This is a genomic window from Nocardia citri, from assembly GCF_054065835.1.
In genome coordinates, this window is the sequence record NZ_JBSUQM010000036.1 from 25,676 (window position 1) to 51,857 (window position 26,182).

The 26,182-nt window shown below is 61.8% G+C and carries 30 protein-coding genes and 1 pseudogene; 20 read left to right on the top strand and 11 right to left on the bottom strand.

The window, feature by feature from the left end; genetic code table 11:
* Nucleotides 1-82: 82 nt before the first annotated feature.
* Genes ACW2Q0_RS29095 through ACW2Q0_RS29105 form a run of 3 tightly spaced genes read right to left on the bottom strand, consistent with a single transcriptional unit; the run spans nt 83 to nt 2,474 of the window.
* A complete protein-coding gene (locus ACW2Q0_RS29095; RefSeq protein ID WP_457194116.1) occupies nt 83-859 on the bottom strand; it encodes a hypothetical protein in 777 nt (258 codons plus the stop codon).
* Nucleotides 856-1,596, bottom strand: coding sequence for a hypothetical protein (locus ACW2Q0_RS29100; protein WP_457194117.1), 741 nt, complete (start codon nt 1,594-1,596; stop codon nt 856-858). Before ACW2Q0_RS29100 ends, ACW2Q0_RS29095 begins: the two co-directional genes overlap by 4 nt.
* 8 nt (nt 1,597-1,604) lie before the next feature.
* Nucleotides 1,605-2,474, bottom strand: a complete 870-nt coding sequence (locus tag ACW2Q0_RS29105; RefSeq protein ID WP_457194118.1) for a hypothetical protein — start codon at nt 2,472-2,474, stop codon at nt 1,605-1,607.
* 231 nt (nt 2,475-2,705) lie between these two features.
* On the opposite strand from ACW2Q0_RS29105, the gene ACW2Q0_RS29110 reads away from it, so the two are divergent.
* The 3 genes from ACW2Q0_RS29110 to ACW2Q0_RS29120 all read left to right on the top strand — a co-directional run bounded on the left by ACW2Q0_RS29110 (nt 2,706) and on the right by ACW2Q0_RS29120 (nt 5,962).
* On the top strand, nt 2,706-3,548 hold the full coding sequence (locus ACW2Q0_RS29110; RefSeq protein WP_457194119.1) for a sigma-70 family RNA polymerase sigma factor: 843 nt from the start codon (nt 2,706-2,708) through the stop codon (nt 3,546-3,548).
* The gene (locus ACW2Q0_RS29115; protein WP_457194120.1) at nt 3,548-4,372 is read left to right on the top strand and encodes a hypothetical protein; all 825 of its coding nucleotides are present in this window, start codon (nt 3,548-3,550) and stop codon (nt 4,370-4,372) included. The genes ACW2Q0_RS29110 and ACW2Q0_RS29115 overlap by 1 nt, the downstream gene beginning before the upstream one ends.
* A gap of 1,245 nt (nt 4,373-5,617) precedes the next feature.
* A complete protein-coding gene (locus tag ACW2Q0_RS29120; RefSeq protein ID WP_457194121.1) occupies nt 5,618-5,962 on the top strand; it encodes a hypothetical protein in 345 nt (114 codons plus the stop codon).
* 225 nt (nt 5,963-6,187) lie between these two features.
* Here the strand turns inward: ACW2Q0_RS29120 and ACW2Q0_RS29125 are convergent, their stop codons facing one another.
* The 4 genes from ACW2Q0_RS29125 to ACW2Q0_RS29140 form a co-directional block, all read right to left on the bottom strand.
* The gene (locus ACW2Q0_RS29125; protein WP_457194122.1) at nt 6,188-6,451 is read right to left on the bottom strand and encodes a tyrosine-type recombinase/integrase; all 264 of its coding nucleotides are present in this window, start codon (nt 6,449-6,451) and stop codon (nt 6,188-6,190) included.
* Between the two features lie 379 nt (nt 6,452-6,830).
* Nucleotides 6,831-7,346 (bottom strand): DUF6630 family protein, encoded by a 516-nt coding sequence (locus ACW2Q0_RS29130; RefSeq protein WP_457194123.1) that lies wholly within the window; start codon nt 7,344-7,346, stop codon nt 6,831-6,833.
* 429 nt (nt 7,347-7,775) lie between these two features.
* Nucleotides 7,776-7,976, bottom strand: a complete 201-nt coding sequence (locus ACW2Q0_RS29135; protein ID WP_457194124.1) for a hypothetical protein — start codon at nt 7,974-7,976, stop codon at nt 7,776-7,778.
* 8 nt (nt 7,977-7,984) lie between these two features.
* Nucleotides 7,985-8,179, bottom strand: coding sequence for a hypothetical protein (locus tag ACW2Q0_RS29140; RefSeq protein WP_457194125.1), 195 nt, complete (start codon nt 8,177-8,179; stop codon nt 7,985-7,987).
* A gap of 214 nt (nt 8,180-8,393) precedes the next feature.
* Here ACW2Q0_RS29140 and ACW2Q0_RS29145 point away from each other — a divergent pair, with 214 nt between their 5' ends.
* From ACW2Q0_RS29145 to ACW2Q0_RS29155, 3 genes are read left to right on the top strand one after another with little or no spacing between them, the layout of a single operon-like run.
* Nucleotides 8,394-8,861 carry an NUDIX hydrolase gene (locus ACW2Q0_RS29145; RefSeq protein ID WP_457194126.1) on the top strand — a complete coding sequence of 156 codons (468 nt, stop codon included), beginning with the start codon at nt 8,394-8,396 and terminating at the stop codon, nt 8,859-8,861.
* A gap of 7 nt (nt 8,862-8,868) precedes the next feature.
* Nucleotides 8,869-9,210: a hypothetical protein gene (locus tag ACW2Q0_RS29150; protein ID WP_457194127.1), complete on the top strand. Its 342-nt coding sequence runs from the start codon at nt 8,869-8,871 to the stop codon at nt 9,208-9,210.
* The gene (locus ACW2Q0_RS29155) at nt 9,207-9,782 is read left to right on the top strand and encodes a carbohydrate kinase family protein (RefSeq protein WP_457194128.1); all 576 of its coding nucleotides are present in this window, start codon (nt 9,207-9,209) and stop codon (nt 9,780-9,782) included. Before ACW2Q0_RS29150 ends, ACW2Q0_RS29155 begins: the two co-directional genes overlap by 4 nt.
* Here the strand turns inward: ACW2Q0_RS29155 and ACW2Q0_RS29160 are convergent.
* The 3 genes from ACW2Q0_RS29160 to ACW2Q0_RS29170 are packed head-to-tail and all read right to left on the bottom strand — an operon-like array spanning nt 9,779 to nt 12,275.
* Nucleotides 9,779-10,453 carry a hypothetical protein gene (locus ACW2Q0_RS29160; RefSeq protein WP_457194129.1) on the bottom strand — a complete coding sequence of 225 codons (675 nt, stop codon included), beginning with the start codon at nt 10,451-10,453 and terminating at the stop codon, nt 9,779-9,781. The genes ACW2Q0_RS29155 and ACW2Q0_RS29160 overlap by 4 nt on opposite strands.
* Entirely contained in the window at nt 10,450-11,595 is a 1,146-nt protein-coding gene (locus ACW2Q0_RS29165; RefSeq protein ID WP_457194130.1) for a radical SAM protein, read from the bottom strand. The genes ACW2Q0_RS29160 and ACW2Q0_RS29165 overlap by 4 nt, the downstream gene beginning before the upstream one ends.
* A complete protein-coding gene (locus ACW2Q0_RS29170; RefSeq protein WP_457194131.1) occupies nt 11,592-12,275 on the bottom strand; it encodes a hypothetical protein in 684 nt (227 codons plus the stop codon). The genes ACW2Q0_RS29165 and ACW2Q0_RS29170 overlap by 4 nt, the downstream gene beginning before the upstream one ends.
* A 338-nt stretch (nt 12,276-12,613) precedes the next feature.
* On the opposite strand from ACW2Q0_RS29170, the gene ACW2Q0_RS29175 reads away from it, so the two are divergent.
* From ACW2Q0_RS29175 to ACW2Q0_RS29185, 3 genes are read left to right on the top strand one after another with little or no spacing between them, the layout of a single operon-like run.
* Nucleotides 12,614-13,906 carry an XRE family transcriptional regulator gene (locus tag ACW2Q0_RS29175; RefSeq protein WP_457194132.1) on the top strand — a complete coding sequence of 431 codons (1,293 nt, stop codon included), beginning with the start codon at nt 12,614-12,616 and terminating at the stop codon, nt 13,904-13,906.
* A complete protein-coding gene (locus ACW2Q0_RS29180; RefSeq protein ID WP_457194133.1) occupies nt 13,903-14,802 on the top strand; it encodes a phosphotransferase family protein in 900 nt (299 codons plus the stop codon). Before ACW2Q0_RS29175 ends, ACW2Q0_RS29180 begins: the two co-directional genes overlap by 4 nt.
* Before the next feature lie 3 nt (nt 14,803-14,805).
* Nucleotides 14,806-16,485, top strand: a complete 1,680-nt coding sequence (locus ACW2Q0_RS29185) for a hypothetical protein (RefSeq protein WP_457194134.1) — start codon at nt 14,806-14,808, stop codon at nt 16,483-16,485.
* Between the two features lie 324 nt (nt 16,486-16,809).
* Here ACW2Q0_RS29185 and ACW2Q0_RS29190 read toward each other — a convergent pair whose 3' ends face one another.
* Entirely contained in the window at nt 16,810-17,220 is a 411-nt protein-coding gene (locus ACW2Q0_RS29190; protein ID WP_457194135.1) for a hypothetical protein, read from the bottom strand.
* Between ACW2Q0_RS29190 and ACW2Q0_RS29195 the strand changes: the two genes are divergently transcribed.
* The 11 genes and pseudogenes from ACW2Q0_RS29195 (at nt 17,205) to ACW2Q0_RS29245 (ending at nt 26,099) form a co-directional block, all read left to right on the top strand.
* Nucleotides 17,205-17,960 carry a hypothetical protein gene (locus ACW2Q0_RS29195; RefSeq protein ID WP_457194136.1) on the top strand — a complete coding sequence of 252 codons (756 nt, stop codon included), beginning with the start codon at nt 17,205-17,207 and terminating at the stop codon, nt 17,958-17,960. The two genes, ACW2Q0_RS29190 and ACW2Q0_RS29195, sit on opposite strands and share 16 nt — an antisense overlap.
* Nucleotides 17,961-18,314: 354 nt before the next feature.
* Entirely contained in the window at nt 18,315-18,827 is a 513-nt protein-coding gene (locus ACW2Q0_RS29200; protein ID WP_457194137.1) for a DUF6301 family protein, read from the top strand.
* Nucleotides 18,824-19,288 (top strand): TY-Chap domain-containing protein, encoded by a 465-nt coding sequence (locus ACW2Q0_RS29205; protein WP_457194138.1) that lies wholly within the window; start codon nt 18,824-18,826, stop codon nt 19,286-19,288. Before ACW2Q0_RS29200 ends, ACW2Q0_RS29205 begins: the two co-directional genes overlap by 4 nt.
* Before the next feature lie 590 nt (nt 19,289-19,878).
* Nucleotides 19,879-21,117, top strand: coding sequence for an IS110 family RNA-guided transposase (locus ACW2Q0_RS29210; RefSeq protein WP_457194139.1), 1,239 nt, complete (start codon nt 19,879-19,881; stop codon nt 21,115-21,117).
* A gap of 111 nt (nt 21,118-21,228) precedes the next feature.
* Nucleotides 21,229-21,519, top strand: a pseudogene (locus tag ACW2Q0_RS29215) (transposase); the annotation flags it as partial.
* Nucleotides 21,520-21,688: 169 nt separating this feature from the next.
* Nucleotides 21,689-22,525, top strand: coding sequence for a hypothetical protein (locus tag ACW2Q0_RS29220; RefSeq protein ID WP_457194140.1), 837 nt, complete (start codon nt 21,689-21,691; stop codon nt 22,523-22,525).
* A gap of 98 nt (nt 22,526-22,623) precedes the next feature.
* Nucleotides 22,624-23,112: a DUF6301 family protein gene (locus ACW2Q0_RS29225; protein ID WP_457194141.1), complete on the top strand. Its 489-nt coding sequence runs from the start codon at nt 22,624-22,626 to the stop codon at nt 23,110-23,112.
* A 5-nt stretch (nt 23,113-23,117) separates the two neighbouring features.
* Nucleotides 23,118-23,558: a TY-Chap domain-containing protein gene (locus tag ACW2Q0_RS29230; RefSeq protein ID WP_457194142.1), complete on the top strand. Its 441-nt coding sequence runs from the start codon at nt 23,118-23,120 to the stop codon at nt 23,556-23,558.
* A 7-nt stretch (nt 23,559-23,565) separates the two neighbouring features.
* A complete protein-coding gene (locus tag ACW2Q0_RS29235; RefSeq protein WP_457194143.1) occupies nt 23,566-24,363 on the top strand; it encodes a hypothetical protein in 798 nt (265 codons plus the stop codon).
* A gap of 5 nt (nt 24,364-24,368) precedes the next feature.
* Complete coding sequence (locus ACW2Q0_RS29240; RefSeq protein WP_457194144.1) at nt 24,369-24,908, top strand: hypothetical protein; 540 nt, start codon at nt 24,369-24,371, stop codon at nt 24,906-24,908.
* Between the two features lie 492 nt (nt 24,909-25,400).
* On the top strand, nt 25,401-26,099 hold the full coding sequence (locus tag ACW2Q0_RS29245) for a hypothetical protein (RefSeq protein WP_457194145.1): 699 nt from the start codon (nt 25,401-25,403) through the stop codon (nt 26,097-26,099).
* The last annotated feature ends 83 nt before the right edge of the window (nt 26,100-26,182 follow it).

Sequence of the window (26,182 nt, forward strand, 5' to 3'; positions counted from 1 at the left end):
CGGGTGTCCACCCGCTGTCGCCCGGTGTTGTCGCTGCTGTCAAGCGTGGACGGGCGACTGGACAGGGCTGTCGCGTGGGTGTTCACGGTCGCTCCACCTCGCTCGCGCCGGGTTTGCTGCCAGTGCTGGAGTCCGGGTATCCGGGGTCGTCGGTGCCGCCGACGACCAGACGCAGCGCGGGCCGTGGCTGCTCACTTGCGATCGGATTCGCCAGGAGCTTGTCCACGTCGGCAAGCCGCGCCCGCGGCCCGTCCGACAGGTCCACGCTCTTCGCGGCCTCATTGATGACGTTCTTCACCCGCTCGCCCCGGCAGTAGTAGATCAGCCCTTTGCATCCGGCGACCCTCGCGGCCTGGTGGGCACTGGCGACCGCCGCTCTCGCCACGGTCAGCGTCCGCTTCGGAGTCAGTTCGACTTCCACCGCCCACCATTCGCCCTCGGCGGTGAGGTATCGGCCGTCGTGGATGTGCGGGCGGGGGGTCCCGGGCTTGGTCGGGCCGATCTCGTGACGCAAGGTGCGTTCGGAGATCCAGCGTTCGGAGTCCAGGCCAACAAGCGCCAGCCGGGTCCGCAGCACCGTGGCCACGTGATTGACCATTTTCGGCGTCGGCGCCCAATGCCGAACCGGGAAACCCAAGTACGCCTCAGCGGTCCCGGTTGTGGGGACCACCCAGGTCGGGCCGGGCACCGGGCGAAAACCCAGAGGGGCTATCAGCCGAGCTTCACGCCACCGCTGGGCCATTCGGTACGCCGACCGCATGCTTATCCCGTGCATTTCGGCGACCAGATCCAACGGTGCGCCGTAATGCTCGGCCAGGATCGTCAGACTCGCTATATCGCGAGGTCCGAGACGGATCATCGCTCCATCCCTTCACGTTCGGTGCTGCGGTCAAGGGCATTGGCGAGGGCGCTGCCGGGCTGGTAGTCGGCCAGCGGAGACCGCCGCTCGGGGGTGGGAACCCAGCTCATCAACTCGCGCATCCGCGCATTCTGAATGGCATCGAGGTCCTGGCTGGCCGCGAGATGTACCGCGTCGGCGTCGCGTCGCGCCTGGGCGCGTTCCTCTCGTTCCGGGTGGTCGGCGAACCAGGCGGCGCGAGCCGCATCGATCGCGGGCTGCGCCGAGGATTTCGAGAGGTCGTTCCGGTGTTTCATCCAGTCGGAGCGTCCGCCGAGTACTTCCCCGTGCTCGGGGTCCCAAGTGACGTGGGATTCATTCGAGTCAGTACCCAGGTCTCGGGCCACCGACGCGTTCGCGGGCACCGCTGCACTCCCCGGCCTCGGCACTTCGCGTACGGGCAGCTGCCGAACGTTGGAAGACTGCGAGCGATCTGGTTCCGGCCGCACCGGTTGCGGCGGCGAAAACAGCTGCTCAACGCTGTAGCCGGGCAGCATGGCCTCGAGAATCCGGCACTGATCCGGGTACGGCAAGCTCTTCACATCGCCCGACAGCCACCGATAGAACTGGGCCTTCTGTGGGGCCTGCCCCACCATGGCCGGATCCACCGTCGCGGCGACCTTGTCGTACTCACGCCGAAAAGTACTCAACGTCTGCCAATGCCGTTGCCGCAGAAGAGCTTTCAGCTGTGTATCCACCGTACCCCTCACCGCTCGACCCCGTCACGGTCGCGGTCGTTGGCCAGTCTCGCTAGGGCGCTGCCGGGCTGGTAGTTCGCCAGCGGGGACCGATTCGCCGTGGACGTCGGCACCCAGCTCATCAACTCCCGCATCCGCGACTCGGCAACCGCGTTCGTCTGCGGCTGGCGTTCGGTCTCCGGCATTTCGCAAACAGCTGCGAGCGGCTTCGCCGGAGCTGCTGAAGGCAGCTTCTCGAGTCCCCAGGAGCGGACGCCGTGCACGTTCGTTTGTTCGACGCGCCGCCAGCCTTCCGGAACCTCGGTTGTCCAATGCCCGCGTGGCGGCTCATTCGTGCTCACCACTGGGCCCTCGATACCGGCATGTGGCGCAGGCCGATCCGCCGTCACCTGTGGGGAGTGCGGCTGGTATCCGCGCTGGCAGCGTTGCGCGGTGGCTTCGGGCCACAGCTCCGCTTCGGGCACGCCGACCACGACCGAAACGGCCTGCCGAACCACTGGGAACGGAACCCTGCCCCTTGTGACCCACCGCTCAACGGTCTTCGGATCGACTCCCACCTTCTCCGCTGCCTGTTCATACGAGAGCCGGGCCTCGTAGAAGGCTTCGCGCAGGCGCGAGTTCTCTTTTTCCGGGTCCTTCAATGGCGTTACGTTCGGTCTGCGACCGGGCCACAGCTCCGACGCCTTGGTTCCGACTGCTTGCTCAACAGCGAACTGGTGCACCGGATACGGGACCCGCCCGTTGGCGATCCACCGTTCCACGGTCTTCGGGTCGACTTCGACCTTTTTGGCCAGCTGCTCCGGGGTCAGTTCGGCATCGATCAACGCCTGCCGCAGACGGTCATTTGGCGATGCCGCCATGCGTTCTACACTGGACATGCTTCAGGGACTCCTATCCCATCTGAAGTGGATGAATGCTGAAGCAGCTGCTAACTGCTTCGGTGCTTGGGCTCCCCGGTGACTGCTAATCACCGGGGAACCTTTCCGGTTGACTTCCGTTTACACCCCCTAAACAACGTGGCTCCGTTTGTTTGCGTCGATTTAGTGGGTATAAACACGAGGATACGTCGGTCTGTGTCAGCGAGTCAACACCCCCTAAACTCATGTTCTATGACCGAGCGCGATGAGTTCGATGCGGTGCGGAACGACCCGGACCCGCTCCGGCGAGGGCGGCGTGCGGCCGAGCTGATTACGGTCTACCAACAGCGGGCCGCTGAGCTGGCGCGTTTGCGACGGGCCGCAATTGACGAGGCGCACCAGACGCTTGGTCTCAACTACACCGACATCGCGGCGCAGCTGGGGATCACGAAGGGCCGTGTCACCCAAATCAGGAACACCGCACCGCCACAAGAGCGGGCGTTCTTCGGTGTGGGGCCTGTGTCGATCGGGATACCTCGCAGGTACGGGATGGAGGAAGGGCGCGAACGCCCCTTCTTCGACGCGGTCGATATGGTTTCGCAAACGACGGTCGAGAACATCCTGAACCGCCTGTCGATCGCATCGTCTCGGCAAGCGATCGAGCCCACGGCGGAGACCGTGCCGGAGGGAGACGCAGTCGTCATTTGTGGTCCGAAATCCGCGCCGGTAGCGCGGACATTACTCGCAGCCGATCCTGTTTTGAGCTTTACGCAGGATGGCGGCGGTCGATGGTGGATCAAGGGCGAGACAGCCGCCGGCCGCGTCTGGTTCGACTCTCCATATCGTCGCCCTGATCCCATCCGGTCGGATGTCGGCTACTTTGCCCGGCATGTATCGCCGTCGAGGGTGATCATTCACGTTGCGGGGGTGACCAGCGTGGGATCGCTCGGCGTCATCGATTGGTTGGACCAGAACCTGCCAATGCTCTTCTTGGGCAACGAGAACAACTCGGTGAGCGGAGTTGTTCAGTGTGAGTTCGACGACCAGTTCGCGGTTGAGTCGAGCCGTCTCGTCGCTGGCCCCTACGCTTGGTGATGGCCGTGCCGCGCATACATACAGCGCAGCTTGCAGCAGAGTCGGATGAGGATCACCTGTTCGTCACCCAGTCCGGTGTTGCAGTCCTTGACGGTGCAACCTCGCATCTATCCGTAAATGGGCCAACAGGTGGGCAGTATGCCGAAGAACTCGGCAACGCTCTCGTAGAGGCGCTCGACCAGGAGAACGAGCTGACGTCGCTCGTCGCAATTCTCGAAGGTGCGATCGATCGGACTATCGCGGCGCTGCAGCTTGAGCGAGGCACTCAAGAGGCTCCCTCCTGCACGGTGGCGCTTATTCGCACCTGCCCGAGCGGCAGGCTTGATCTCTTGCTTCTGGGCGATTCAACTATCGCTGTGGGCAACTCGGACGGAACCACCGAGCTCATCACCGATACCAGACTTCAAGAGCTCGGCCTTCCGGAGGCTGATCTGTACAAGGCGCGGTTGCTGAGCGGCGGTGGCTACGACGAGGCCCACCGGAGCATCTTGGTGAAATTGCAGCGGGCACAGCAGTATCGACGCAATCGCCTTGGCGGGTACTGGATTGCATCGACCGACCCCGCCGCGGCTCGGCATGCGATCACTGCGACTAGAGCGGCAGGGGCAACGGACTGGGTAGCCCTGGCGACTGATGGCGCAGCCGAGTGCATCGACGCTGTCGGTGCTCGCTGGCCGGACGTCGCCGCCTCTGGCAACTCCGAGCTTGCGAATCTTCTTTACCGGTGCCACATATGGGAAGCAGAAGCGGATCCCAACGGCGTTGAACGCCCACGGGCAAAACGCCACGACGACAAGACCATTGCCGTGGTTCAGTTGAACTGACTTCCCAGAGATGCCCGAGCAGGGTTCATCGTGGATCACGTCGCCGCGCATGGCGCTCTGCTTTTCGGCCATCGATTTGGGGCTGGCTCGGCGCGGCAGCCTTCGGCTTTCCACCCCAAACCTTCCCCTGGCCCTTCCTCCGAAGGCATTTTGAGCACGGATCGGTGATTGCTCAAGGGTGGCCGTCAGGCCATCGGCGTAGCCGACGCGACGTAGGAGCGCCCTTGAACAAGCGCTGAGCCGTGCTCAGGCTATCCGCCGAGGAAGGGCATCCTCTCGTATTCACGGGGTCCGGCAACCGGCGATCGGATGCCGGTTTCGGGGGATTCGGAGTGTGTCAAAACCCCGGCAAAACCGTGTCACTTCCCCGGCAAAAAGCGTCATATTTTGTGACGCCGTTTGCCACGATCCACCACCGCACCAACCCCCCGTTGAGCTGGGCAAAGGGCGGGATTTCTGCTCACTCCCCCCACCCCCACCAATGCGACATCTCATACCCACTTCGTGTGCACGAGATGTCGCATTGGTGGGGGTGGGGGGAGTAATCAGAAATCAAAAGATCAAAAGAGGGGAGGGGGTGGTGTGGTGGTTGAGAGAAAGAGAAGTGGTTGCGTTGGGTGGGCCTCGGAAGGTTCGCGAGTGGGTTGCTTTGGGAGACGGTGACGGTGGTGGTGTCGTCTGCATCGGCGTCGGTTTACTGCACGCGGCTGTGCGTGGTGTCGAGGACGGAATACGCGAGCCGGAGAACCGAAGTGACGTGGTAACGAAACAGGGCGGGCCGCAGAGTTTTGTAACGCCGGATCGATCCGGCGTAGTGCTCGGGCAGCTAGACAGGGTGATGCAGCGCGGTGCGCGCGAAGAGAAGTGCCTCCGGCGGGATCTAGCAACAGGATGGGGGCGAGATCCCTTGTGTCGTTGCGGTTTGTTGATGGTCACCAGGTAGTTTCCATCCCGCCACTGAGCCGAGGCAGAGCCGAGCAGACAGGCAGGAGGGCATCAAGGGCGCTCCTTCGTCGCGTCGCCTGGCGGCGATGGCCTGACGGCCACCCTTGCTACCCTCCTGCCTGCCCGCTCCACAATGTGTCGACTCAGCGGCGGGATGGAAACCACAGCCTCTCCGGACAGTTGGGTGCGGGGGATCAGCGGGTTGAGTTGGGGCCAATCGGGGAGTGGTTGGGATCAGCCGCTCCTCGAGGAGCCGAACCATCACAGACCGTCGTGCGACGACCACGTAGACTGCCGGGCATGGCATCGGAGGATCTTGAGGCGCGCGTCGCCGCGCTGGAGGGGCAAGTTCGCGATCTGACCGGCCGGATGCGCAGCGCTGAACAGGACGCGGCGGCGGCGCGGGTACTCGCCGGTGGCGCTGACCGCGACGTGACCGAGATTCGTTCCGAGGTCCGCGACTTCCGTCAGGCGACCGTGTCGAGCCTGAATGCGATGCGTGAGGATCTCACCGATCTGCGTACCCAGATCAACGATGGGTTTACCGAGATGCGAGGCAAGCTGGATGCTGCGGCGGCCGGACAGGCTCAGATCGTGGCCCTGCTGACGACGCTCATGGAACACGACGATCAAGACGACCAATAACCTGGCCCTCGTGCTGGACCTGCATGTTGGGGCCAATCTGGGGCCACACGCTACGAACGGCCGTGAACGACCAGCGTATTCGGAAGATGGTTCGAACGATGCGTGCCGTGTCTGACGTGCGTAAACGGCCGTCTCCGTGGGCTGGGGGTCAGGTGGTCGCAGGTTCAAATCCTGTCAGCCCGACCACACGAAAACCCCTTCCGGCCAGCGTCGGAAGGGGTTTTGTCATTTGCCGACCACACGGAGTTGGGGACCATTTGGGGACCGCTCCGGCGCTCGGAGATGTAGCGAGAGCAGGGTGCCGTCATTCTGGAGCGCCTCTATGTCCGGATGCAGGTATCGCTGGGTGATCCGAGGATCAGTATGTCCGGCGATCTGCTGAAGACGATGCAGCGGGACGCCCGCGTCAGCGAACCAGGTGAGTCCAGTGTGGCGTAGATCGCGCCGTCGCAGTTGTTCGTAGCCAAGTTTGGCAACGACCTCGTTCAAGGCGCACCGGCGGCGCTACGCGCCGCCGCCGCGCTACGACGCGCAGCGCGGCTCCCTGAACGGCGGTCACCGCGGCGCGTCGAGCGCGTCGGCAGCGCGATGGCCGGCTGGAACACATTGGTCCCATCGCGGGTTCTGGCATCCGCTTCGGCGACGTGGTAGCACGTGGACTCCTCAGAGCTGGCCGCTTTTCGTTCACCGCGCAGTGCTGGGCACTCCGTCAGCCGTCCCCGACTCGCTCTCCCGGGCTGCCCACCGCATCCGCCGGCACTCGCTCGTAAGGCCCGGCTGTGGTCGGTCATGGGAAGTTCGAAATCGAGCTGACCTACACGATAAGTTGCTGAACGCAGTCAATGACACCGACATCCGCTCTGTTCGGTCAGACCAGGAAGGTCTCTATACCCGGGTGCACCACACGTAGGTCACAGTTCGCGATCCGTGCTAACTCCACGATTCGGTCGATGTGATTGGCCGAGACGAACCCGATACCGTAGCCGTCCGAGCCAGCGTCGAGGATGATCAGAGCGGAGCCGAGTTCGCGGCACCGCGCGGCGAGCGGCCACAGGAAGTTCTCGATCTCTTCGGGATTCCAGTCGTCGTCGAACTCGTCGAGCCAGTCCCAGTTGAGCGCTGCCGGGTAGGCGGGTAACTCGACCAAATAGCCGCGGATCTCAGCAGGGTCGCAGTTCATTTCGCAATAGGCCATGCCTGCCTCGTGGAGGCCGGCGGACTCGGGGTAGAGAGCCTCCAGCAGCGCACCGGACGGAGCCCACGAGTCCGCGAGCTCACGATCGGCGATCGCCTCGGCCAACCGTCGCTGGGTCGACTCCGAGCCAGGTGCGATGAGTTCGACGATGTCGGACAAAGCCTGCGGTATCTGCTGCGTGTCGGGCATGCGGAGAGAGTATTCGCCCTTACCGTCAGACGTCCGTCCAAGTTTCCATCAGGTCGATTGCGCGACCTTCGGTCGCGTGGCCCCGCTGTCTTGTGGCCTGCATTGTGTTCCCGCGCCCCTCCAGCCTCAAGAGCGCCGAAGGCATCCCTACGGGATGGGCTTCGCCCACTCTTGACCCGGAGCCTCTGCCTCGGCAGCCAGGAACCCTCATCCCCGTTGCCGTCGCCTGATGCGTCAGTCGAATCCATAGCGTCACTGTGACGCCGGATGAACGTGACGGTGTGGCGGTTGTCCGTCTGAACCGTCTGCCACCATCGACCAACCCTGAAGCTGAGCACCGCCGTGAAGAACACCGAAGCGGGCCACAGGATAAGGACTAGGGACGAAGCCATCCGAATCAGCAGCCAGCCCCGCCAAGTAGCCGCGCCATCAGAAAGCGTCTCCATCGAGCAGCAGAAGCCAGGCTGCCTCCAGATGGACCACGCAGTCGTCTGGATGGTGCTCGCGGTGGATGTACCGAAGCTCTCTGGCGCGTTCCGGTGTCAATTCCAGTAGGTGCACCTGGCACATTAACTCGGCCAGCAGGCCATCGGCATGAACGAAAGTCCTGTGTTCCAGGGGATTTGCCATCTCTACGCTCATTCCCACAGCTCCGCGCAAGGCAACGGTGGCAAATCCTCGGGCACGTTGTCATCGATGGTCACCACGAGTTGCAGATCGGCGTAGCCGCTGGTCAGCTCATCTGCCACGCTTTGGACCTGTTCGGCGCTGGCCTGGTAATCGAGCTTCAGCGCACCGCTCTCGATGTGAATATGGCGCGGCCTGGGTCGCATTTCGGTTGCCTCCCTTGCGGTTTGACCGGTTTCCGCCGGATGGGGTAGTCCCACGGTCGCGTTTGTCCAGGTCAGGGGCTATACCCGGTCGTCGCGGGCCGTTATGCGCCGGGCGCATAGTCCCTACCCGCCCAAGGGATTAGGCTCAGGTCGATTCACCCCGAAGTCAGAAATCGCCAGGTCAGTAGTACTTTTAGGGAAGGAAATCTTCTGCATGAGCCAGACGGCAACGGTATCGGCGACCGACACCAAACCCGAGCGCCACAAGGTCACCGGCGATGTTCACCTGCTGCTGCGCCGCGGCAACGAAGTGCTGTTCGGTCAGCGTCAAAACACGGGCTTCGAGGATGGGGCATGGCATCTGCCCTCGGGCCACCTCGAGGCCGGCGAATCCGTCATCGACGCTCTGATCCGTGAAGCCGACGAGGAGATCGGCGTGACGATCGAGGCCAAGGATGTGCAGTTCAGCCACATCATGCACAACTCATCCTCGGGTGGCCGGATAGCCTTCTTCTTCACGGTGCGGACGTGGCAGGGCGAACCGACGAACCAGGAGCCCGACAAGTGCAGCGGCCTGGAGTGGTTCACGGCGGATGCACTGCCTGACCACATGATCGCCTATTGCCGGGCCGCGATGGAGCACATCGCCGATAACCAGACCTTCTCGGCCTACGGCTGGTAGTTCGCTGATGACGGCACGCGCCTACCCGATCGTCTGCTTCAGTTACCTCGCTGCGGCTCAGCTCTGGCGCGTGCAGCAGTTTCCCACTGCCAATTCCGGCGCTCCGATCATGGAGGCCGAAGACTCGATCGCCGCCGACGCACCAATGGCTGCTGCGGTACTTTCGGCCCTCGATGTCCCAACCCTCCTCATGGCCAACGCCGTCGGCACTGATCAGCCTGGACAGCAGGTCCGCGCCTGGTTGCACCGGCACGCCGTCGCCACACACGACAGCTTGAGTACGCCGTCGATCACCGTCGTGGTTGATGGTGCGCCGACGCGCACGTGGTCGCTCATCTGCCCGGTGTGATTGACGCCCTGCACCAGCTCGACCTGTCGCCGATTCGCACCGCCGCATTCGTCTACGTCGACGCCTACGAACTGATCGAGACGGCCGCGGTGCGGGTCATCGTGGCAGCCAGAGCGGCGAATGTTCCGCTGCTGATCAACCTCGGAGGATCGCCGCTGTCGGATGACGTACGCCAGGCCGTGGCCGGCTACGACAAGCTCCTGATTCAAACCAACGTCGATGACGGCGACCATGCCGAAGCACCAGTGGTCGCCAGATCGCTTCTAGCCCAAACGAAAGCAGCCTGGGCGGTGGTAACGGCCGGAGCATCCGGAGCAGTGGCGGTCAACTGCGGCGAGGAGGTATCCGTGCCCGCTTTTCCTGTCACGGTGCGGCATACCCACTGCGCGGGCGCCGCCTTCTCGGGCGGGCTGCTGTATGGCCTGTACAACGGTTGGGAGATGGAGCGCAATATGGTGATCGCGTCGGCAAGTGGGGCACTGAGGTGTGCACGACACCACGATGCCCCACTGCCGACGCTAACCGAACTGGAGGCCCTGATGCGGGCCGGTTCGTGGCCTGTGGCCAGCTAGAACAGGCCCCAGTCATCGAGCTGGCCGATCAGCCCCTCGAAGCGATCAGGCGTGATGCGTTTCCGCTCAGCCTCGTCGGCAGACTCGTCTTTTGCCCCGTACTGCCACCACGCCTGCCCAGTTGTCCGGTCCATGACCAAGAAGCGATCTTTCATCGCTGGTCCCCGCACGACCAGGCTCGCGGTGAACGGCTCGGCCACCACGGCGTGAACCATGCTGTGGTGCAAGGCGTAAGCGGTGCCGACCGGCTCCTCCCGCACCATCAGCGGTTCGAGCTTCCACGGGTCGATCTGGTCATCGACTTCAGCGTTGCCGTACAGGAAATGCCGGTAGTGGCCGCGCAGAATCCGGCTGGCGTAGCTCCACCGGTGATTGTGCGGCCGGTCGAAGTAGCCGGGCAGGAAGATGTGCAATCGCACCCGGAAGCCGGCCACCGGATCATCGTGCAGCACGATCTTGTCCAGAATGTCGTAGTGCTCACCGAGCATCATCAACTCCGGCCGGGTAGGCAAGGCACTGAGCCGGGAACGAACGATACTCGGGTTGGCCACCAACTCGTCCAGTACCGCCCTGGTCGTCTGCTCGACCTCGTCGATGTCCTCCCAGTTCAGCATCCGCAATTCTTCGACGGCGTAGTCCATGTCATCCGTGGGGTTCATTTCTCGGTTCACCCTTCATCCTTCGCGCTGGATTTCCACAACCGGCAGACCGGCACGATGTCGTCGTAGGCCGAGCAGGACGACTGGCCCATGACCACCTCCTCGGCCGGGCAGCCGCCGAGGCAGGCGTCCGCCTTGCAGCCACCGCAGGCACTGTCGCGAAGCGGCTGCGTGAACAGGTCGAACTCGTTGGCTTCACGGTTGAGTTGCACGTGGCCGTCGACCATCTTGGCGAAGAACAGATCGGTATCGAACAGGTAGGAGCAGACGTAGCAGCGACCATCGGGGAAGATCGAGATCCGATCCAATGTCCGGCCAATGCACCCCTGGTAGCCTTCCGCGGCGTAGCGATCCATCTGATCGCGTCGGGCGTACGTCGGCTGATACCACACTCGTGTGTTGTACTGCGGCGCAACCTCATTCAGCTGGTCACAGAACTGCACCCATTCCAGGGGATTCATCGCCATCTCGGGATTGCCGTGCCCGGTGCCGATGGTCGAGAAGACGTGGAACTTCACCAGGCTGACGCCCATCACATCTGCAATATCCAGCAGCTGCAACACATCTCGCTCGTTGGCCTTGTTCACTGTGCAGATGATGCGGGTATCGAACCCGCGCTCGCAAAGTTCGCGTGTCGTCTCCATCGCCTCATCGAAGGTGCCACTGCCCCGCACGGCATCGTGGGTGGCTCGGCTGCCGCCGTCCAAGCTGACCTGCACGTAGGCGAAGTCCGACGGATGCAATTGCCGGAAACGCCGAAGCGCCGGTTTCTGCGCGTTGGTGGTGGTGATGACGTGCTCGTAGCCCAGCTGCCTGCTCAATCGGATGACCTCGCAGTAGTGGGGATGCAAGGTGGGCTCGCCGCCGAGGATGGTCAGCTTGCTGCCGCCCAACCGTCGCCAGGTGGTGAGCGTGTCCACGATCTTCGGCACTGGCATCTTCAGTGCCCGCTCCAGTCGTTCGCCCATGTAGCAGTGCTCGCAGCGCAGCTGGCAGGCTTCGGTGATGTAGAGGTAGACATTCCGAAATCGGCCATAGGGAACACGGTCGATTCGGTCGGGCTGGGGCACCGTTGCCCCACGAGGCATGCGGGCATGGCCGTAGCCATCCCTGTCGGCGCGCACCTGCGGGGTCGGCAAAGAAACCTGAGTCATAACGTCGAACTCCGTGAAATGAGCAGTGGGGCAAGCAGGTTCGCTGCGCCCTCGATGGTGTTGGTGGTGTCGAGCTGCGTGACCGGCACCCCTGCGGACGTGAAGCCTTCCCGGATACCGGCGGCAGACTCGTGGTAGCGGTGCAGACGGGCCTTGAACAACCGCGGTGAGTCGCCTCGGCGGGGATGGAGCAACCCGCCGCACCGAACACACGCCCACGAGTCGTCTTCCCGCGACAAGGCCGGAAGGCGAGGATCGCGGATCGGATCACGCTCACACTGGCGGCGCACCTTGCGCGTGCGGGCGCGCTGCTTCAGCGTCTTGGCGTCGGTAATTGCTTCGATCGCCTCGATGTGGCACCCCGGCACCATGGAGAGCAGGATAATCAGCAGCTGGTCAACCTGGGCGCGGCTGCCGGGAAAGTTGTCCATGAGAACCGTGTGGACGGTTGCCTCCTCCTGCACGGCTGCGAAGTACGACCGGACTGCTCGGCTGACCGTGAACTCATCGATCCAGCCAAGCTGCTCCGGCGACGTGGCCGTGGCGGCAAGGGCCTCGGTCGGTACGTGCTCCCGCAGGCGGAAGATGCGCCGGCCGGGTTCCGATCCGAGATGGAGAGTCAGGGTGGTTTTGCCAGCAGCGGGTGGTCCGAAAATTGGAATGATCAGGCGAACCGCCACAGTGGCCCCCTTTCGTTTTGGCCCGTAGCGTTCTGACCGGTCAAGGGTCGGTTTTTACGGCGAAAACGGCTACGACAAGGGGGTATTCGGGGTATGTATGAAACGCATAACGGCCGTTGTCAAGGGCTGGTAGGGTTTTCCGACCAAAGGCACGGCCCGTAAAATTCCAGGTCAACCAGGAGCGGACAGCCATGACGCGGGGAGCCCAGGCGCAGCGTTACTGTGCGCGTTGTGGGAGTAGGCTCAATCAGTACAACGCCGAATCCCGGTGTGCCTCATGTGAAGTCGCAGCTCGTGATGAGCTTCACGCGCCGTCTTCCGTGCCACCGGCCTTCTGGGTGACCGATCAGATGCGCGATGCCCTCGCTACCTGGCATATGGGACGGGTCATCTACGCCTACCGGATGCATCCATATCACGGCCGAACGTTGCCGCAGGAGCTGGTGGCCGGGTGGCTGGGACTCACCCAGGCACAACTGAGCCGAATCGAGACGGGCACGGCACCGGAACTGCTCTCCAAGCTGACCCGCTGGGCTCAGACGCTCGGCATCCCGGAGGAACTGCTGTGGTTTAAGCTGCCGAAACCAGCGCCGACTACGCTCGATGAGGTGAAACGGCAGGAGTTCGTGCGGGCGGCACTCGGTGTGACGGTCGCTGCTGCAACTGGGCAATCACTGCTGGAAATGCTCGCCGCGCTTGAGCCAACACCAGTACCGTCCGCAGTCGGCCCGGCCGAAATCGAGCAAATACGTACCGCCGCACGAGAATTCACCTCGTGGGATCACACTTACGGCGGCGGTTTGGTCCGGGAAGCCGTCAGCGCTCAGCTGCGCTACGCGGTGAACCTGCTCGGTGCACACTGCGCCGAGCGGTACCGGGCCGATCTTCACAGCGCAGTCGGCTTCCTCGGTCATACCGCCGGATTCATGGCCTTCGATGCCTACGCGCACGCGGATGCCCGCAGCATGTTCCGGCTGGCCCTCACCTGCGCCGAGGAGGTCGGCGATTGGCACCTGCGCGGCAAAGTCTTGTCCTCGATGGCACGGCAGGCGATTTGGTGTGGCCAACCCGACGACGGCCTCACTCTCGTTGAGCTGGCGATGGTGCGTGGTGACCGGCTCACCGCGACCGAACGCGCCATGCTTCACGCCGCCAGGGCCAGAGCCCTAGCCAAGCTGCATCGCACTGAAGACGCCATCCGGGCGATCGGGCAGGCCGACGATGCGTTCGCCGCTGCCTCGCCCGCCAACGATCCAGCGTGGATGGCGTACTACGACGCTGCCCAGCATTCCGGCGACACCGGCCACGCGCTTTTTGACATAGCGATTCAGGGCCAGTTCGCTGGCGAGGCCCGTCATCGACTGGAAGCGGCGGTGGCGGGCCACAGCGCCGCTTATCTTCGTTCCCGTGCGATCTCCGGGATAAAGCTGGCCTCGCTGACGATGGCAACCGGCGATCCGAGCGAGGCCGCGGTGATCGGCAACACGGCGCTCATCGACGCAGGCCATGTGCGATCGAGGCGAGCAGCTGACGATCTGCGCGAACTTGCCGATGCGGCTGCACCGCACACCGGCATAACCGACGTCGACGAACTTCATGCCCATGTGACCTCGACGTTGGCGGCGGTATGACGACTGATCAGGCGAGCACTGATACGTTGGCGGTGCTCCGTTCGGCATGCACGGCAGTCGGGATTGATCCGCACGCAGCCGAGTTGCTCAATCTGAGCGAGAACGCCGTCTACCGCCTGCCCGGTGCCATCGTGGCTCGCGTCAGTCGGCCGGGTCAGGTAGATGCCGCTCGGCGTGAGGCCAACGTCGCTGGGTGGCTCGAAAGATCGGGCGTGCAAGCGGTTCAGCTGGTGCCCAGTCTCGAACAGCCGGTTATCGTCAATGACCGGGCCGTCACCTTCTGGAAGGAACTTCCACCCCATCATCACGGTTCCCCGGCTCAGGTTGCTGCCGCCTTGAAGCAGCTTCACGCCGTGGCGCCGCCGGCCTCGTTCAAGCTGGGCCATGTTGCGCCGTTCGTCCGGCTGAGTGAACGGATCGACACTGCCCGCGGGGTTACCGAGGATAGTCGCCGGTGGCTGCGGGAGCACCTGGTCGACCTTCACGAACGATGGGCGGATCTGCCGGAAGGATTGCCCTGGTGCGTCATTCACGGTGACGCCTGGGTCGGCAACGTTGTCGCCACCGACGACGGACACGTGATCGTGCTCGACTTGGAACGCACCTCGCTTGGGCCACCCGAATGGGATCTGGTGCACACGGCGATCAAGTGGCTTTCGTTCGGCTGGATCACCAAAGACCAGTACGCCGAGTTCTGCGCCGTCTACGGCCACGATGTGACCACCTGGGCCGGATTCGAGCTGCTTCGAGACATACGGGAGTTCCGGATGACAACGATGGCAGTCCAAGCGGCCACCGCCGACCACGGACACCAAGCGCAGGCGCAGCACCGATTGGCCTGCATCCGAGGAGAACGGGGGCCACGGCCTTGGGCAGGGTGGGAACCTCTCGGCTAACGTTTGGAGACCGAGCACCGATCTGTCACCAAAGCATTCAACCAAGCGGGGTGGAAGTTGACGCAGGACCCAAAGCAGGAGGCGTTCGCCAAACTTGCCCAGGAGGCAATGCGTTCGCAAATTGCTAGCGCGGGTGGCGGAGCCTGGATCACTGTCTGCCAATCGTGGCAGCAACTCAATCACTCGAATGGTGGCATCCACTGCGTCTTGGCAGATCCCGCGAAAAGGAACAAAGCCCTCTCCAAGAGCAGCTGGGATGCCTCCAACCGCGAGGGAGCGCCCGCATTTACCACTGGCTATCGGGATGGCGAGCCGCGCACGACCTACCATCGCCACTGCATCGAGGATGGCTTCGAACCGCTCGTTCTCCTGCGCCAATTCCATGGCGTTGTCCCAGATGAATACCACATATCTGAGGAGTTCATTCTCTTTATGAATCTGTGGCGCAATCCAGATACTGGGAACTACGAGGTGTTGGAGCACGACACCCGGGTTGAAGCAATTCAGATCGGCGACGACTACGTACGCATCCGAACACCGATCCTGCGACGGTATCAGGCCGCCAGGCGGATGGATCTGATCATTTTTGTAGACTCGGTTGTTTTTGTTGACGGATTCTCGGATGCAGACGAATTTATCTCCCTACACGAGGATGACCATATTGTAAATGGCGATACCTCGATCAGCTTGAGCCTTGGCGATGTCAGGCATCGGGTTCTTAGCAGGATCCTCGCTACTAGGGTCTTGCCGCCACCGCCGCAAGAAGAGTGCGGCATCTGGCCATGGGAGGCCGACGAAGAATATCCCGAGTTTATCGTCGGAGAAACATCGACCGGTAGGCCCGTAACGTATACCTGCAATCCGGATGAACTCGCCAACTACTTCGGCGCTAACCCGGATGCACCGCACTATCTGACCGGAGTGTCATTTCGCAAAGAGGTGCTGCAACGCTACTACGATGATCCGATTTACGAAATTTCTGACGGTTATTTGCGTTGTGGCACTCTCTGGGGTGTGCAGATCGACAACCACGGGCCAGATGTAGTGAACGTCTTCCTCGGTGATATCGGCCGCGATATACCTGCCGTTCATCGGGATCACTGGAAAGCGCACAATATTGTCCCAACTACGGACTTGAGCGAGACGATCGTTCGGCGGGCCTTTCTTAATCAACCAACCAGTTCTCCTAGCCTTGAACATAAGTTCAAACGAGCGTACGTACGCCTTGCCGAGGCGTGGGAAAAGGCATTCGGTGGAAAATTATTCCGTGAACCGAAGGGTAGCGACGCCCATGCTTTGACTCGGCTTCGAATTCCACTGAATGATACAGATGCGGAATTTGAGGCACAGCTCCTTATACTTTGCAAACTCATGGTCGATCTGTTAAATGAGAAGGAGCTTGTCAAAGGTCTGGATAAGGTGCCAGACGAGAAGGGTATCAGCAAGCTCAGCAGACGCCTCAATCATATCGAATACCCCGAAATAGATCGCGATATAGCATTCATGAGAAGGCTTCAGGAGCTCAGGTCAAAAGTCTCCGCCCACACTAAGGGATCTGATTTCGATCGCTATTTCAAGGCTCAACTCGGAACCGGGACCAAGCCCGATCTGATAGAGACTCTGATGAAGGATGCCAGTGAGATGGCCGACGACATAGTCGCTCACGTATCGACAATTGAATGACTGTCCAATTCTGCCACACTGTTGGAGAATTTGCTATCCGACGTAAAAGCCACACCTCCATTTATTGCGAAACCTCTTGATTCTGCGCATGGAAGGAGCTAAAACAGTAGCGTAACTCGGAGGTTTGTTATGCCAATTGTCCATCCATTGAAAAATCCCGCAAACGTGTCACAATTAGTAGTGATGGATAATTCTGACTATCCTAAATACGAACTCCTCGCCAAAGCTAACCCCAGCACATGCGAAACCCCTTCCGACCAGCATCGGAAGGGGTTTTCTCGTTCCACGACACGCCGTGAAATTTGAACCGAGCCAGTCAATATCTCATACTTTCGGCTCGCGTCCACGTGCCCAGGCCTCGAGCACGGCCCTGTTGTCGGGCACGGTCTCGGGCACGTCGGTGTAGTGGGTCTTGGCCACCTCGCGGGTGTTGCCGAGCTGGCGGGCCGCGCGTTCGGGATCTCCGGAAGCGTGATCGACCGCGGTGGCCACGCCTTTGCGGAAGGTACGCGGGGTCACCCAGGCGAATTCGTCGCCGCGTGCGGCGCGCCAAATGCGGCCGAAGTTGTTGGGGTTGCGCACCGACCCGTTGCGCGCGGGAAACAACAGCCGGTCAGGGTTGGGGCAATCGGTGACCTCGAGGTCCTTGATCGCCTCGCGGACGGCTTCGACGGTGTGCTCGGGCAACAGGATCCGCCGCCACCCGTTGTCGGACTTCGGTGCGGGTTTTCGCACCCAGCCGCCCGCACGGCACCCCTGACTTCCACCAGGGTGCCGGTGACATCGAGGTAGTCGCTGGCATCGAGGTCTATGTCATCGAGCAGGAGCGCGAACACCTCGTGCGGGCGCATCCCGGTTCCGGTGATCACATCCACCACCCACACCACCGTCCAATCCCGCGCCGGCCCGCGCGTATAGGCGGGTGTGCCGGGGATGGCCTCACCGTGTGCCCACGCCCGTACCTGGGCTCGGAACTGTGGCAGCGCGGTGTGGTCTTGTACCTTGCCTCGGGCCGGGTTCCGACGGCGCACGAAGGCGCCGACCCCATCCACGGGGTTTATCTCGAGTGCGCCGTGACGGACTGCGATCTGCATCATGGCCCGCAGAATGATCTTGTGCTGCTTGGCCTTCCGTCGCAGCCCGAGCGCGACCAGCCGTTTGAGGTGCCGATCGATCTCCCCGGAGGTGGCCTGCCATACCTGGAGGTTCCCGACCGAGTTCTCGATTTTGATCGTCGCCCGGTTGGCGCGACGATCCTTGGACACATAGACCTCGCGTCGATAATCCTCGACGTTGCCCTCGGTATAGGCGTCGTCGTTGTTTACAAGCCGGGAACGTCAACGATCGGCACCCCGGACAGCATCTATGCGATAACACCCGATTTCAAGCAGTCCCTGCCGCTCGTGCAGGACGGTCATGTGGTCGGAAAATACGGCACCCTCCAAAATCCTGACGGCACCTCACCGACATGGTAAAGAACGTCTACACCAATAAAGACGGTGTAACAAGTTTTTGGCAGTCCCACCCCGGGGAGTTCGGGGGCATGGTCACCACCCAGACAGGCGAGCGCGACGCAGACGGCAAAGGCTGGCAGCTCACCGGCTATCCCGGCCAAGGCGGCGGCACAGTTCCCGGAATGTATCGAAAGTGGGACGTCTCTCCCACGGCGGCGGTGGCGAGTTCTGGACCAACGCCGAAGACACTTCCAGCGGACACCATTTCCGGACCTACAACACAGAAAACAAGACCTACTCCGATAAATACGACAGCGCTATACCCGGTAAAGGCTATTACCGAAGTTGTCGGATCTTTGACCGTATCATCAAGCGGTGCAGGATGATATCGACCGTGCTCAGCAGGCCGTCCGTATTGCAGCGCGCCTGGATTGGACTTGGTCCCTCGATGACATCGAACGTTTCTCCGCGGCTACGGGATGGAACGTGACACGGCGCTCCCAGTTCGGGGCTGGCTTGGCGACATCGTTCGTTGTTCGCCGCTCGGAGGCAGGCTTTTCGATCAGGGGGGAGGTGATCAACGCCATTTCCTTCACGGTTGTCGACACCGCAGTCCGTGACGGTTCTGCTGCACCCGAAGTCGTGCTGGACTCGTTCGCGGAACTTGGCGGCCGGATGGTCACGGAATTGGGTGAGCCTTCTCGACGCAGGCCCGGCGTCGAGCCCTGGATCAGGTGGGATCTGGCGAACCTGGTCGTCTTCCTTGATGCGACAGATGCGCTGGTAGTTGTGCGTCTGGTCAGTCCCGATTATCAGCGAAAGCAGGACCACATTGATGAGGTGGTGATTCCATGGATGGCCGCCAACCCGTTGGACGAGGATCAATGAGCGAGACGGCACAGGCGAACAATGAAGCATGGCATCGGTTTTCAGTCGAGTTGGCGTTGGTGCTGGGGCGGCTGCCTGCCTCGACCAATATCGTTGCGGAAGCCAGTGGGAACAGGTTCGCCCAGTTCCTGATGGCCGATGCGGGTTTGGTGTGTGAACTGGTATGCAACGACGACCTCGGCGTCGAGCATCGGATGACTGTGGGTGAGGAAGTGCGGTTGCACCTGGATGGGTGGGGTGAACCTCGAGATGGTCACCATTGGACCCGATTTCTCACCTGGCCCGCGCGCTTGTCCGCCTATCAGGACCTCGCCGATCACGTCGTGATCGCACTGCGCGATATCCTGCGCATCGGCGACCCATCCGAGTTGATCCTTACCGGTTGGCCGGGCCCCACGAGCCAAGCCCCTGATCTCACCCAACTGGGGATCGCGGTGAGCATCGCCAGCGGGCCCTACTGAACACGTAGAATGTCCCTTTTATGCTGCTACTGACGAGTTGTAGCGGGGTCCAGCGCTCGATTCCAAATGGAAGCTATGCGATTCGAGATAAGCCCCCCGCGTGATCCTGGAAAGCGAAGATAACCCGGCGGTGACGGCGATGGCACCCTCTCAGCGGAGAGTCCGGTGCACGTGCCGCGTGACGCCGGGCCTTGCCCCGCAAACAGGAAAGCAGCATCCGCCGTACGTATGCCGATATCGAAGGCGCCGTCTGAATCCTCCCGGCTTGTCCGGAGATTTCATTCCTTGGGAACGACCCAGGCCGCTTCGAGGCCTCCATGGAGTGGGAAATCGTGTGGCTGATCTGGCCTTCCAGCGGTGTTGCGAACGGCAGGCTGGGTGGGTGCGTGTCGCGGTCGACCCCGGTTTTCCTTTGGTGCTGTGAGCCTGTTTGGGAACGTGGTGGTGGAGGTAGGGCGGTTTCTCGTCCTGTTGCGGGAACCGTGGATTGTTGCCTCGAGCACGTGTAGGAAAGTCCTGTACTTTACTCGCCTCCCCGTGACACACACGCCGACAACGGATTTCACGAGCAAGCGGGAAGGGCGGTCAGGATGGAAGTGGTGCATCCGCGGTGTGCGGGTATCGACATCTCGAAGAAGGACGCGAAAGTCTGTGTCCGGGTGCAGGGTTCGGGGCGGCGGGCGACGAAGTCGACAGTGACGACGTGGGGTGCGATGAGCAACGAGATCCTGGCGTTGCGTGAGCATCTGATCGCGGAGAAGGTCACGTGCGTGGTGATGGAGTCGACCGGCGACTACTGGAAGCCGTTCTACTACCTGCTCGAAGGCGTGTTGGACGTAATGCTGGTCAACCCGCGCGATGCTCGTAATCGTCCGGGCCGCAAGACCGATGTCAGCGACGCCGCGTGGATCGCCGATCTCGGTGCGCACGGACTGCTGCGCGCCTCGCTGGTCCCGCCGCCGCCGATTCGGCGGTTGCGTGACCTGACCAGGGCACGCACCGACCTGACTCGCGACCGTACTCGCCAGATCAACCGGCTGGAAAAGATCCTCGAGGACGCCGGGATCAAGCTGTCGTCGGTCGCCACCGACATCATGGGAGTCTCGGGCCGGGCGATGCTGGAAGCGTTGATCGAGGGAAAGGCTGACCCGGCGGCTATGGCCGATCTGGCCAAACGCCGGATGCGGGCGAAGATTCCGGTGTTGATCGAGGCGCTGACCGGGCGGTTCACGCCCCATCACGGTCACCTCGTCCGGATGCATCTGAACCTCATCGACTACTACACGGCTGCGCTGGTCGATCTGGACGCCAGGATCATCGCGGCGCTGCCGCCGTCTTTGAGGACCGCTCGGGATCTGTTGTGCAGTATCCCGGGCTGGTCGACAACGGTGGCCGAGATCTTCCTCGCCGAGACCGGCGGCGACATGGGCGTATTCTCTACTTCTGGGCACCTTGCCTCCTGGGCTGGGGTCTGCCCCGGCGCCAACGAATCCGCGGGCCGGGTCAAATCCACGAAGACCCGCGAGGGCAATCGCAATCTCAAAGGCGCTCTCGGCATCGCCGCCCTGTCCGCTGCCCGCACCAAGGACACCTACTTCGCCGCCAAGTACCGGCGCATCTGTGCAAGACGCGGACTGATGAAAGCGCTCGTCGCGGTCGAACGATCGATGCTCGTGTCGGCGCACAGCATGCTCACCACCGGCACCTTCTATCGAGACCTTGGTGCGAACTACTTCACCAGCCGTCGGCCCGGCGCGGCCAAGGCCAACGCGATCCGTCAGTTGGAAGCCCTCGGATACGCCGTCACCCTCGAAGTGCTGACTCCATAACCCTCGCACCGGATATCAATCGCTGTCTGCCGTAACAGGCTAGAGCGGTCGCCTTCTCATGTGGTCACCAGCCGTGCTCACCTTCGATTTCGTAGGAGGAAGGATGGAGTCATGTCAGGATCACCGAAGAGGTACCCGCCGGAGTTGCGTAAACGGGCTGTGCGGATGGTCGCAGAGGTTCGAGGCGAGTACCCGTCGGAGTGGGCGGCTATCACTTCTGTCGCAGGCAAGCTCGGTATCGGATCGGCTGAGACACTGCGTAACTGGATCCGGCGAGGTCAGATCGACACCGGCCGGAGTCCGGGAGTTAGCACCGATGAGGCCGCCGAGATTCGTAGGCTTCGCGCTGAGAACCGAGAACTCAAGCGAGCCAACTCGATTCTGAAGTCGGCCGCCGCTTTCAGTATCGAGCTGGCTCGCTCGACTTGCCGCAGGCGTGCCTCCGATTCTCTAATCCGCGCGTCTTTATCGACGGGCGCGGCCTCGCCGCGGTCACCGCCGGGCCGATGCCCCTGCTGATCCTGGCGCACCCAGTTACGCAAGGCTTCCTTGTGAATCCCCAGATCACGTGATGGCCAACGGCCCGCAAGTCCCGACCTGGCGCAACGAGGTCACCCTCTCCAGCATCGATAAATTCCAGTCCTACGCCCCAGAAGCGTTCCTACGCCGCGTATCTCCGACACCCCTTCTGATGGTCATCGCCGAACAGGACACCCTGACACCCGCCGATATCGCGCTGCAGAGCTACGCCGAGGCAGTCGATGTGGGCGGGCCGAAGAAGATCAACGCTCAGCAGGGGTCGGTGCCGTACGGGGTGGACGAATTCCGGACTGGTTCGAAGGCCCTGCAGGCGATCGTCGACTACGACGCGAAACACGGTACTCGCCTGGCCCAGGATCTGATCTCGGGAGAGTCCGACTTCGACTACCTCCTGATGCACACCGAACCGGGGACGAACAAGATCACCGTGACCCAGTTCGAACCCGGCGAAGGTCAGGGGTTCAACCTCGCGCATCCAGGAACGGGGCAGAAGCCGTCGACGCTGCCCGAACCCACGCGATCGGTGGGTGACGGCGGGAATCCTCCAGAACCGTCGGTCTCCGTTCCGGCCGCCGCGAGCCCGACCGCCGCCGAAGCGCCACCCTCAACGATCATTCCGTCGACACCGAAGTGGGCGACTGGCGTGATTGCCGCGGCCGCACCCTGGCTTGCAGGAATCGCTGCACAGGCGCAACCGCGTATCACGCGGGTCGCTGGCCCGCTCCCCAGCAGCCAGTTCCTATCGAAGCCGACATCGTCCGTGAATCAATCGCTGACCGTCAACATCGCAACCCAGCCCTCACTCGGCCTGAGTCAATCCGATGGGGAAAATGCGCGCGTCATGGCATATGCTGCCTCCATCCGATGACCAGCCATTACCGCATCCGACGGGCCAGAAATGGTCACTCTGGCGCTTTCTTCTCCGACCCAGCCGGCAGCGACTACTAGAGAGAATTATTACCCATAATGAACGTCGACATCGAAGGTGCCATCAGAATTGCGCGCCTGGCCGCAGAATTTGACTGGACTTGGCGCATCGACGACATACCTCGATTCTGTGAATCAGTAGGATGGCAAATCGTAGAATCATGGGATAATGGTGCAGAGCTACGGACCGATCTTCAACTCCAGCGGCCTGTGGCCTATGTGCATCCACAGAAGCGAATAATCGATGATATTTCATGTCTCGTTACAGACATCGCCGACGATGAATTGCCCTGGGTAGAGATTCGAAGGCTGGTAGTGAATGCATTCGCCGACCTTGCAGAGGGTATCACAGAGAATCTTGGCATTCCGACCTATGGACTGCCCGGAAGTCATGCCACAATGGCATGGAATCGTGAAAACGTGATTCTGAAGCTAAGCGCCTCCCCTCAGGTGGTTAATCTCAATTTCGTTGGTCCAGAGCATCAGAAGTTTCTTGATGAAGTCGCCGCTCGGGATGGGTTGGAATGAAAAATATGACTTCTAATGTGAATTGGCGGAAGTTCTCGGAAGCGTTGGCGTTGACGTTGTCGGGTATGCCCGCCAGGGCGTTCCTGGTCATCAATGCTACCGAGGGGCGGTATGCGCGTTTCCATGTCTTTACGCCCGAGCTTTGGTGCGAGATCGTCCACAACAGCCAGCTCGGCGAGGACCGTCGCATGCCGGAGGAGTCCGAGACAATGCTGAGGCAAGCGGGCTGGTATCCGCCAGTCGAAGGGCGCTCGATCAGTTGGCACCGCATGGTGACTTGGCCGGTGCACTATCGCGAGTACGAGGTTGTCGCCGACCAGGTGACCTCGGTGCTTCATCAGGTACTGGGCGTCGGTGACCCGACCGAACTCGACATCGAGTCCTGGATAGAGGATTCGGACGAGACCTTCGGCATAGCCGCATTGTTGTCCGCCGTCGGCGGCTGACAAGCCCGTGTGCGAGAGTGCCGGCCGCCTGCATCGGGTTCGGCGCGACCACCGCGGTCATCGTGGTGGTCGAGGTCGCTGCGTTCAGTGGTGGTGGGGGTTTGGCGGGGCCGATCACCTCCGGTATCGCCTCGGGCGCTGGCAGCTTGTCGATGGTTACGGGTGGTTCGGCGGTGGCGACGCCAACGGCAACCCGGTCTACAGCCCCGACGGCAAACTCGACCAACAGCACGCCACGCTGAACTTTCTCGACGACCTGTCGATAACGGTCATCGGCACCGACTGGAGCCAATTTCCAGACAAACCCCTCGAAACAATCGGCACCGCAGGCTTCGGCATCGGAACCTTCATCGTGCCAGGCCCCAAAGGCCTGAACGCCCTCGGCAGAGGAGCCCGCGTCCCCGAAGGCGTCGGCGAAGCAGGAATCCGTACCGCTACCCCTTGGGATACGCGTCCGGGCACACAACTTCCCAACACAGCCACTGAATCCAATCCGTTGCTGCGCGGCAACGAGGACGGTGGTGGTCTTGGGCAGCTGGCTGCCGACAGGCCACGGGGGCTTTTCAATCTCGCAACGTTCTTTATTCCCGGACCGAAGGGCGCCGGCGCCCTGAAAGCCGGTGGGCGAATTGAAGAGTCGGTGCTAATTGACAGCATGGTCGCTGCGGGCAAGAGCGCGAAGGAGATCTTCGACGCCATCGCGGAGGCTCGGTCAGCACGCGATGCGCTGCGTCGCGGCGACGATACTCTCCTCCGGTCTGGGATCGAGATGGTGATGGTGTCCTCACACGCGACCAGATCCTAGACGCGGTGACACGATCGAGACTGCAACGTGGTGGTGATACTCCGGCCATTTTGAAGCGGCAAGACGATGATTTTCCTGGCCTGCTCAACAAGGATGGATATCCGAAGACGCGCATCGACAGTGACGGGGCGCTCGCTCCACTGAACCCCGAGAGTGACACCACGCTGCTTCAGCACATTATGGCGAACCGTAATCCGAAAGCTAAAGCGAATAGTCCCTTCAGCTCGTTTTCGTCCTTGGAAGGCAACGGAAAGGTCTATGGAAGCCCGGAAATATGGGTCGACAGCACCAAGCTGCAGCTTGCGATCGATGCCGGTGAGCATCCCGGGTTGGAGATTGTTCCACCGCAGGTAATTCAGGATACGATTCAGGCCGAAATCAACAGGATCGCAGGAAAGCATGTCGAAATCGACCTGTCGTACGACATTGGCCGTGATGATCTTCGCGAATATAATCGAACTTTAGGCATCAGTAATTCCAAAGCCAACGATCTCGCACCACGTATTCGCGCACTGCTCAACACGCGCGTGACAATGAATGGCTGATACGCGGCACGCTTCCGAACGACTACCTAATCGGTCCCTTCGCGTCGGGCGAAGCGAGATCAGGTCTTGGCTCGATACCGGATCCATCACCGCCTACATCTGGCGGTACCAGCCCTGCGGCCACCCCCTGCATCCAGGTGCTAATGACGATGGTCAATCCTTGCTGGTACCAGCCTTGCTGGGGTCGCTATTGCAGGCTGGCCAGCGTACCGAACAACTTCAGACCGGTCCGGTTATGCCCATGCTCGACATGATTCCAATGATTGCCGAAATCTTACTACGGAATTGGAACGTCGCATCCGACCAATCCCTGACGATCAACCTCACGCAGCAGAGGAAAACATCCTTTCTCGATTCAGATAGAGCGGCAATTCAAACATACGGTGCACATCTTCGCTAGGGTGCTTATCTGGCGGCGCGCGGTGCACCGTTAGAATCCCGGCCAGAACAGTGCAGTGATAAACGGATACCAACTCAGAAGAGAGGATGAATATGGCAAACCCCTACTCAGGATTCCGCCTCAGCCCCAAGGCGAAACTATTGTTCTATACGGACTTCGACGGAAATCCCGCGGAGCCCGACGACGTCTTGAACGAGGCGATGGACGGTAGCTGGCGTGTGCGTGAGGCTGAGGTGCTGGGGTTGTTCGAAGACTCGCAGGCGCATCCGGCGGAGCGGTTGCTGGCGTGTTGTGCGCTGGCGCGCTGGGGGTCTGCGAAGGGCTACGATGCGGTGATTGAGGCCGCGAGGGACCCCGATCGGGTTGTGTGGCGTGGTCAGTCGCGTGATCGGTGGGGCGGTGCCGACAATTCGTTCGGGATTCTCGCCAGCGATGTCGCCGACAGCGACGAGATCGCGGAGGAGCGCGGCACGGCGGAGTTGCGGTTGAAGGCGCTGGCGGCGTTGATCGAGCTGGCAGATCGTTACCAGTTCGAGCGTCACCTCAATCAAGGGTTGTTCAACGCCGATATCAGAGCCCTGGCATCCGAAATCTCCGACGTGATTCGCCGCGGAACACAGCGATTGGCTTCGGGTGCGGGACCCTCTTTCGACCTCGAGACTCAGGTTGCTGGACTGATCGTTGCTCTCGGTCGCGCCCATCCGGAGCGGGCGCGTTCGCTTGCTGCTGAATTCCTGCATACATCGCCACACCGCAGAGCGGTCGATGAGTTGGGTGCACTCGGAGAATAGTTCGTAAGACCGTGAGGCTTATTGGGTTCTGAAGAGGTGCAGCCCCACCACAGTCCGCAACGTGGTGACGACGTATCTATGGG